Annotated in this window: 9 protein-coding genes; all 9 read left to right on the forward strand. The window is 72.3% G+C overall.

Annotated elements, in window-relative coordinates; translation table 11 throughout:
- Positions 1 to 165: 165 nt before the first annotated feature.
- The 9 genes from IH13_RS0131120 to IH13_RS0131160 all read left to right on the forward strand — a co-directional run bounded on the left by IH13_RS0131120 (position 166) and on the right by IH13_RS0131160 (position 7780).
- The gene (locus tag IH13_RS0131120; protein WP_031089552.1) at positions 166 to 1302 is read left to right on the forward strand and encodes an acyl-CoA dehydrogenase family protein; all 1137 of its coding nucleotides are present in this window, start codon (positions 166 to 168) and stop codon (positions 1300 to 1302) included.
- Positions 1303 to 1357: 55 nt separating this feature from the next.
- A complete protein-coding gene (locus IH13_RS0131125; protein ID WP_031089554.1) occupies positions 1358 to 2641 on the forward strand; it encodes an aspartate aminotransferase family protein in 1284 nt (427 codons plus the stop codon).
- A gap of 2 nt (positions 2642 to 2643) precedes the next feature.
- Entirely contained in the window at positions 2644 to 3126 is a 483-nt protein-coding gene (locus tag IH13_RS0131130) for a type II toxin-antitoxin system RatA family toxin (protein WP_031089556.1), read from the forward strand.
- Between the two features lie 21 nt (positions 3127 to 3147).
- Positions 3148 to 3684: a hypothetical protein gene (locus IH13_RS0131135; protein ID WP_031089559.1), complete on the forward strand. Its 537-nt coding sequence runs from the start codon at positions 3148 to 3150 to the stop codon at positions 3682 to 3684.
- Positions 3681 to 4235: a flavin reductase family protein gene (locus IH13_RS0131140; RefSeq protein WP_031089562.1), complete on the forward strand. Its 555-nt coding sequence runs from the start codon at positions 3681 to 3683 to the stop codon at positions 4233 to 4235. The genes IH13_RS0131135 and IH13_RS0131140 overlap by 4 nt, the downstream gene beginning before the upstream one ends.
- Positions 4232 to 5215 carry a ferritin family protein gene (locus IH13_RS0131145; RefSeq protein WP_031089564.1) on the forward strand — a complete coding sequence of 328 codons (984 nt, stop codon included), beginning with the start codon at positions 4232 to 4234 and terminating at the stop codon, positions 5213 to 5215. Before IH13_RS0131140 ends, IH13_RS0131145 begins: the two co-directional genes overlap by 4 nt.
- A complete protein-coding gene (locus IH13_RS0131150; RefSeq protein WP_031089565.1) occupies positions 5212 to 6219 on the forward strand; it encodes a beta-ketoacyl-ACP synthase III in 1008 nt (335 codons plus the stop codon). The genes IH13_RS0131145 and IH13_RS0131150 overlap by 4 nt, the downstream gene beginning before the upstream one ends.
- Positions 6220 to 6329: 110 nt before the next feature.
- Positions 6330 to 6560 carry a phosphopantetheine-binding protein gene (locus tag IH13_RS0131155; protein ID WP_031089567.1) on the forward strand — a complete coding sequence of 77 codons (231 nt, stop codon included), beginning with the start codon at positions 6330 to 6332 and terminating at the stop codon, positions 6558 to 6560.
- Positions 6560 to 7780: a beta-ketoacyl-[acyl-carrier-protein] synthase family protein gene (locus tag IH13_RS0131160; RefSeq protein WP_031089570.1), complete on the forward strand. Its 1221-nt coding sequence runs from the start codon at positions 6560 to 6562 to the stop codon at positions 7778 to 7780. The genes IH13_RS0131155 and IH13_RS0131160 overlap by 1 nt, the downstream gene beginning before the upstream one ends.
- Positions 7781 to 8043: the final 263 nt, after the last annotated feature.

Raw genomic sequence — 8043 nt, forward strand, 5'->3', positions numbered from 1 at the left:
GCCACGGCGGCACCGGACGCACCGGCGGCGCCTTCGGCGAGGCGAACTACCCGATGCTCAAGACCTCGCACGTGCAAGGGGTCAGCATCGCCCGCGACATCAGCCCCTACGACGCGGTCTTCGGCGCCTGAGCGCCCGGACCGTACGCCTTCCGGAGGTTTCCCCGTGCGTTCCCTCGATGCTGCTCGGGCCGTCTGCGAGCAATTCCACCCCGGTCTGCTCAAAGAGCTGGAGCAGACCCCCTACGCCGACCGGGAGCAGCCCGGCGGCCCCGTCATCGACCTCTTCCGCATCCACGGCGGGGTCGGGCTGCTGATTCCCGAGGAGTACGGCGGCCACGGCGCCGCCCCGCTGGACGCGCTGCGCGTCCAGCTGGCGCTGGGCGCCGTGTCGCCCTCGCTCGTCGCGGCCGTCTCCATGCACCACTTCACCGCGGCCATGCTCTACTCGCTCGCCGTCAAGGAGGGCCGCCTCACCTCCGCGCAGACCGAGCTGCTGCACCGGATCGTCCCCGACCAGCAGGTCATGGCCTCCGGCTGGGCCGAGGGCCGCACCGAGCAGAACATCCTCACCCCCGCGGTGACCGCCCGGCCCGTCGACGGCGGGTACCTGCTCTCCGGCTCGAAGAAGCCGTGCAGCCTCTCCCGCTCGATGAGTCTGCTCACCGCGAGCATCGCCATCCACCACGAGGACGGCAAGGCCGAGCTGGCGCTCGCCCTGGTGCCGGCCGACGCGCCGGGGCTGACCGTGCACCCGTTCTGGGGCAACGACCTGCTGGCGGGCGCGGAGAGCGACGAGGTGCGGCTGACGGACGTGTTCGTGCCGGCCGACATGGTCGTACGGGCCGGTGCGGACGACCCGAGCCGGCTGGACGACCTGCAGACGGCCGGGTTCGTCTGGTTCGAGCTGCTGATCTCCGCCGGGTACGCGGGAGGCGCCGCCGCGCTGGTCGAGCAGGTGCTGGAGCGCGAGCGCGGCAACGTCCAGGAGCGGGCCTCCCTCGCGGTCGAGATGGAGGCCGCCCTGGCACTCCTCGAAGGTGTCGCGCGGACGATCGGCCGGGAGCCGGACGAGGATTCGGTCGCCCGGGTGCTGGTCGCCCGCTACACCGTCCAGAAGGCGCTGCCCAGGATCGCCGGGCAGGCCCTGGAACTGCTCGGCGGCCTGGACTTCATCAGCGGCTCCGACCACGGCCGGGCGGCCGCCGCCGTCCACGCCCTCATCTTCCACCCGCCGGGCCGCGCCGCCGCCGCCGAGCCGCTGCTGCGCTACTTCGACGGCGAAGCGCTGGTCCTGGCCTGAGTCACCACCGCGGGCAGCGAGTGGCCGCCCCGACCACACTTGGAGTGAGAGATCCGTGACCGTCATCCAGGAATCACCCGTCGAGACCGAGGCGGAGATCCTCGGCCTGTACCGGGCCCATCTCAGCAAGGGCCGGGCCACCCTCGCCGAGCTCTTCGGCAGCCACATGGAGACGGCGTCCGAGGGCGCCTGGCTCACCACCAGCGACGGTGAGCGCTTCCTCAACGCCGGCGGCTACGGCGTCTTCATCATGGGCGCACGCCACCCGATCGTGATGGAGGAGGTGGAGCGCCAGCTGCGGACGCATCCCACCGCGACGCGCATCCTGCTGGAGCCCACCGTGGCCCGCGCCGCCGAGGCGCTCGTCTCCGTGATGCCCGAGGGGCTGGACCGCGTGCACTTCGCGCTGTCGGGCGCCGAGGCGGTGGAGACCGGTCTCAAGCTCGCCCGGGCCGGCGGCCGCAGGCGGACCGTCTCGATGCGGGGCGGCTACCACGGCAAGACGCTGGGCGCGCTGTCCGCCACCGCGAAGGACGTCTACCAGGCGCCGTTCCGGCCCCTGGTGCCGGACTTCCTGCACCTGCCGTTCGGCGACACCGACGCGCTGGAGGCGGAACTCGCGGCCCACCCCGGTGAGGTCTGCGTCATCCTCGAACCCGTCCAGGGCGAGGGCGGTGTGATCATTCCGCCCGCGGGCTACCTCAAGCGGGTCGAGGAACTGGTCCGCGCCCATGACGGCTTCCTGATCCTCGACGAGGTGCAGTCCGGTTTCGGCCGGCTCGGCGAGTGGTGGGGCGCGGACACCGAGGGCGTGGTGCCCGACGTGCTCCTCACCGGCAAGGCGCTCGGCGGCGGGGTACTGCCGGTCTCCGCGGCCGTGGCGACCCGCAAGGCCTTCCGCCCCTTCGACAAGGACCCCTACGTCCACACCGCCACCTTCTCCGGCCAGCCGGTCCTGATGGCCGCGGTCCAGGGCGCGATCCGGGCCATGAAGGAGGAGCGCCTGGTCACCCGCGCCATGGACCTCGGCGCGCAGCTGCTGCCGAGGATCGCGGAGATCGCGTACCGCAACATCCCCGAACTCGTCGTGGACGTACGCGGCCGCGGGCTGCTCATCGGCGTGGAGCTCGTCGAGGCCGGACTCGCCGGCGAGCTGCTGATCGAGCTGTTCAACCACGGCGTGGTCGCCAACCACTCGATGAACGGCAGCTCGGTGGTGCGGTTCACGCCGCCGGCCGTGCTGAGCGACACCGATGTGGAGTTCCTCCTGAACTCCTTCGACCTGGCCACACGCGACCTCGTCCGGGGCGCGGCCAAGATGCCGGAAGGCGGTAACTGATCGTGCGGCACGTACAGCTCGACGCCCTGATACCCGCGGAGCAGGCCACGACGGTCTTCGACTCCGTACGACGCTGGGAGCGGTACCCCGACCTGGCGCCCCACGTGAACAAGACCACCGTGCACGCCACCTACCCGGAGAAGAACGCCAGTTCGAGCTGGGAGCTGCACTTCCGCAGCGGCCTGCTGCGCTGGACCGAGGACGACGTCTTCGCGCCCGAGCGGGGCGAGATCCGCTTCGAGCAGTCCGACGGGGACTTCGACTCCTTCACCGGAACCTGGACCGTGACTCAGCGGGGCGACGACGTCACGGTCCGGTTCGACGCCGACTTCGACTTCGGCATCCCGAGCCTGGAGGGGATCCTCGACCCGATCGCCGAGCGGGTCATCCAGGAGACCGTCGCCTGGGCCCTGACCGGTCTGTTCCCCACCACCCGCCTCTCGGGAGACGTCGATCTCACCGAGCCCGCCGCCGTCGGCGCCTAGCACCCCCGGCAGGAGCCGACCATGGACCAGGCAAATCCCTTCGAGACACCGAGGACGTACTCGCTGCACCGCGCCGAGTACCTGGTGGGCCTCGCCGTCACCACCGGTCTGATCATCGCCCACTTCGGCGAGATCCGCTGGGGGGTCGCGATCGCCCTGTTCCTGTACATCGACCTCATCGGCTACATCCCGGGCGCGATCGCCTTCAAGCGCAGCGGCGGGCGGCCGATCCCCAAGACGTACTACGTGCTCTACAACGTCATGCACAGCCTGATCACGCAGGGCGCGGTCGCCGCGCTGTGGTGCTGGCTGGTGAAGCCGGAGTGGGCGCTGCTGGTGCTGCCCTTCCACCTCTTCGGCGACCGGGGCCTGTTCGGCAACTTCATGAAGTCGTTCGCGCTGCCCTTCGAGCCGGTGCGCCAGCCCGGCTATCTGCGGCTCCTGGACGATCTGGGGCTGGCCCGTCCCAAGCCGGCCGGCCACACCATGGAGCCGGCCCCGGTCGGCCACGTCCCGGCGCGCCCCGCCCGCCGGCAGCAGCGGGAGGCCGTGCGATGACCACCGTCACCGAGGTCCGTGCCCCGCTGCGCCCCGTGCGCCAGGACCCGGCCGAGCGCCGGCAGGCGCTGTACCACCTGGCGTCCCCGGTGTCGGTGCTGACGGTCGGCTCCGAGGAGCGGCTGCACGGCACCACGGCGAGCACCGTCACCCTGGTGTCGCGCGAGCCCCTGCTGGTGGGGGTCGTGCTGCGGGCGGGTTCCTCCTTCGCGCGGCTCGCCGCCGCCGAGGGGCGGTACGCGGTCAACGTGCTCGGCGGCGACCAGGCCGGTCTCGCCCGCCACTTCGCGGACAGCGGCCGCCCGGACGGGAGCAGGCAGTTCGCGGGGCTCACCTGGACGGCGGACCCGTACGCGCACGCGCCGCTGATAGCGGGGGCGCTCGCGCACTACACCTGCCGGTTCCACTCCGTGCACCCGGCGGGCGACAGCGAACTGCTGCTGGGCCATGTCGTCCGGGCCAGGACCGGTGACGGCCTGCCCCTGTTCAGCTACGCCGGCGGGCTGTTCGCCGGTTCCCTGCACCCCGCGAAGGAGGCGGCCGCGTCATGACCGGTTCTGTGGCACCCGAGGCCGACTGGGAGAAGGCCCCCGGTCTGCTCGACGGCGCGAAGGAGCTCACCCTCGGCCCCGAGGAGTGCAACCTCGCCTACTGGTTCACCTCGGTGGCGCAGGGCACGCTGCGCGACCGGGGCGAGACCGGGCACCATGCCGATGCCCTCGTGCCCGACTTCCTCAAGGAGCCGGGGCCCCTGCGGGACGCGCTGGTGCTGGAGTTCGGCTTCCGCAGTCTGTCGGAGGAGATCGCGACGCGGTTGCTCGGCCACTACGTCGCCATCGCCCCCGGCGTTCCCGAACTCGAGTTCTACGCCACCCAGTTGGTCGACGAGGCGCGTCACGCCCGGGTCTTCCGCAACCACCTGGTGGAGCTGGGGATGCCGGAGAAGACGCTCCTGGCGGACATCGACGAGATGGCTGCGGACTACCGCAAGCGGGTCCTGGAGCCGGTCGTGGACTTCACCCTCGACATCGTCCGCGACCAGGCCGACTTCCCCGGCGGTGTCGCCGTGTTCGCCATCGTCATCGAGGGCGTGCTCGCCCCTGCGGCCGAACTGAGCGAACGCAAGTGGACCCCGCTCTCGCCGGCCACCGGCGAGATCTCGCGCGGCACCGCCATCGACGAGATCCGGCACCTCACGGTGGCCAGCACGATCCTGCGCGACCACGCGGCCGAGCACCCCGAGTACCGCCCGCGCCTCCTGGAGATCCTGCGCGCCGGTGTGCGGCTGTGGGACGAGGTCCCCGACCGGGAGTTCGTCATCCACCGCGAGGAACTCTTCCAGAAGGGCATGGCCCAGCACGCCGGGAAGATCGGCGACTACGAGCTCTGGCCGGGTGTCCGGATGCTCGACACCACGCCGGAGCAGCGTTACGACATGGCCGAGCGCTGGACCGACGAGATGGCCGAGTCCCGGATGGCGTACATGGGCCTGCCCCTGGAGGTCCTCGGCGGTCCGGAGGCCGGCGCGTGAGCGGCGGGCGCGCGGCGGTCGTCTCCGGGATCGGGGCATACGTACCTCCCGGTCTGGTGACCAACGACGATCTGGCCGGGCGGCTCGACACCTCCGACGCGTGGATCCGCTCGCGCACCGGGATCGCCGAACGCCATGTGGTCGCGCCCGGCACCGCGACCTCCGACCTGGCGGTGGAGGCCGGGCTGCGGGCCCTGAAGTCGGCGGGCGACGAGCAGGTGGACGCGGTCGTCCTGGCCACCACCACACCCGACCAGCCCTGCCCGGCGACCGCCCCCCAGGTGGCCGCCCGGCTGGGGCTCGGGCAGGTGCCGGCGTTCGACGTGGCCGCCGTCTGCTCCGGCTTCCTGTACGGCCTCGCCACCGCGTCGGGACTCGTCGCGGCGGGGACGGCACAGAGCGTTCTGCTGATCGCCGCCGACGCGTTCACCACGATCGTCAACCCGAAGGACCGCACCACGGCGGTCATCTTCGCGGACGGTGCGGGCGCGGTGGTGCTGCGGGCGGGGTCGGCCGACGAACCGGGGGCCGTCGGCCCGCTGGTCCTCGGCAGCGACGGAGAGCTGAGCCATCTGATCGAGGTACCGGCGGGCGGCTCGCGCCAGCGTTCCTCCGGTGCCGCGGCGGCCCCCGAGGACCACTACTTCCGGATGCTCGGCCGGGACACCTACCGGCATGCGGTCGAGCGGATGACGGGCGCGTCCCGGCAGGCGGCCGAACTGGCCGGCTGGCGGATCGGGGACGTCGACCGCTTCGCGGCGCACCAGGCCAACGCGCGCATCCTCGACTCGGTCGCCGAACGCCTCGGGTTCCCGGCCGAACGGCAGCTGACCAACATCGCACAGGTCGGCAACACGGGAGCCGCCTCGATCCCGCTGCTGCTGTCGCAGGCCGCCGCGGACGGCCGGCTCACCGCCGGGCACCGGGTGCTGCTGACCGCGTTCGGCGGGGGCCTCTCCTGGGGTGCGGCCACCCTGGTGTGGCCGGAGCTCCACCTGGTCTGACGGCACACGTCACCTCAGCCGTCTCCGTGTATGCAGTACGCCAGTCCGTACGCGTTCGCGTACATCCGTCACGTACGCCGGTTTCGCGTACGCCTTCGAAAGGAACCGACATGCTGGAGCAGCTCAAGGAAATCCTGTCCAACAAGCTCAAGGTGTCGCCCGAGTCCATCACCCCGGAGGCCACCCGGGAGGACATCGAGCTGGACTCGCTGGCCGTGGTGGAGCTGTCGTTGCTGCTCAAGTCCGAACTGGACCTGGACGTCAGTGACGACGACCTCCTGGAGGCCGAGACCGTGGCCGACATGGTCCGGCTCATGGAGCAGCGGGGCGCGAAGGTCTGATGGCCGGCATGGACATCGCCGTCACCGGGCTCGGCCTGGTCACCCCGGGCGGTATCGGGGTGGGGCCCAGCTGGGCGGCGGTCTGCGACGGCAGGCCGGCCGCCGCCCTCGATCCGGTGCTGGCGAACAATCCGGTGCGTATCTCCTGCCGGGTGCCCGACTTCGACCCCGAGTCCCTGCTCAGCGCGCGGCGGGCACACCGCCTGGACAGGTTCGTGCAGTTCGCCCTCGTCGCCGCCCACGAGGCGGTGGCCGACGCCGGTCTCGACCCGACCACCTGGGACGGGGCGCGTGTCGGTGTGGTGCTGGGCTGCGCGGACGGCGGTCCCGGCACGGTCGAGGAGCAGCACCACGTGCTGCGGGAGCAGGGCGCCGACCGGGTGTCCCCGCTGCTGCTGCCCATGCAGCTGCCGAACATGCTGGCCGGTCAGACGGCCATCGAGTTCGGGGCCACCGGGCCCAACCTGGTGGTGGCCACGGCCTGCGCGTCGGGTGCGACCGCCATCGGCACGGCCCGGGACCTGCTCGCCCTCGGCCGCTGTGACGTGGTCCTGGCGGGCGGCAGCGAAGCGATGATCACTCCGCTGGTCATGGCCGGTTTCGCCCAGATGGGCGCCCTGTCGCGGCGCGAGGACGACCCGGCGTCGGCGTCGCGTCCCTTCGACGCCGACCGGGACGGCTTCGTCGCCGGGGAGGGCGCCGGGATCCTCGTCATGGAACGTGTCGTGGACGCCCGGGCCCGCGGCGCGCACGTCCACGGCCGGATCATCGGCTACGGGGCCACCGCGGACGCCCATCACATGACGTCGCCCCATCCGGACGGCGCCGGAATCGAGGCGGCGGTCCGCGCGGCACTCGCCGACGCGGGCGCGGACCCGGACGAGGTGCAGCACGTGAACGCCCACGGCACCTCGACACCGCTCAACGACCTGGCCGAGGCCCGCATGATCCATCGGACCCTGCAGGGCGATCCGCTGGTCACCTCCACGAAGGGAGTCACCGGACATCTGCTCGGCGCCGCCGGCGCGGTCGAGGCGGCCTTCACCCTGCTGAGCATCGAACACGAAACGGTTCCACCGACCGCGGGCCTGTGCATCCCCGACCCCCGGATCGACGTCAAGCTCGCCCAGTCGGTCACGTCGATGCCGATCGACCTCGCGCTCAGCAATTCGTGCGGGTTCGGCGGCCAGAACACGGCGCTGGCCATCGCTCCGGCCTGACGGCCGGTCGACGGGCACCGCCGAAGTACCACCTGCGGGGCGGGCGGCTCCGAGCCGCCCGCCCCGTCCGGCTGTCCGCGGCGTCCGCCCTCCGGGGGGAGTCCACGCGCCGACCGCCCTGACCGCGTCTCCCCCACGACCCCGGCAGGGCCCGCCGGTGCGGGATTCCGTCACCTCCTGGCCGGCCGCGCGGGACCCGGCCAGAGGGATACGGGCGGCGGGCGGCGAGGCCTGCTCACTCACCGGCTCCCGCCGGCCCGCCC

The sequence above is a fragment of the Streptomyces sp. NRRL WC-3549 genome (assembly GCF_000721935.1).
GTDB lineage: Bacteria > Actinomycetota > Actinomycetes > Streptomycetales > Streptomycetaceae > Streptomyces.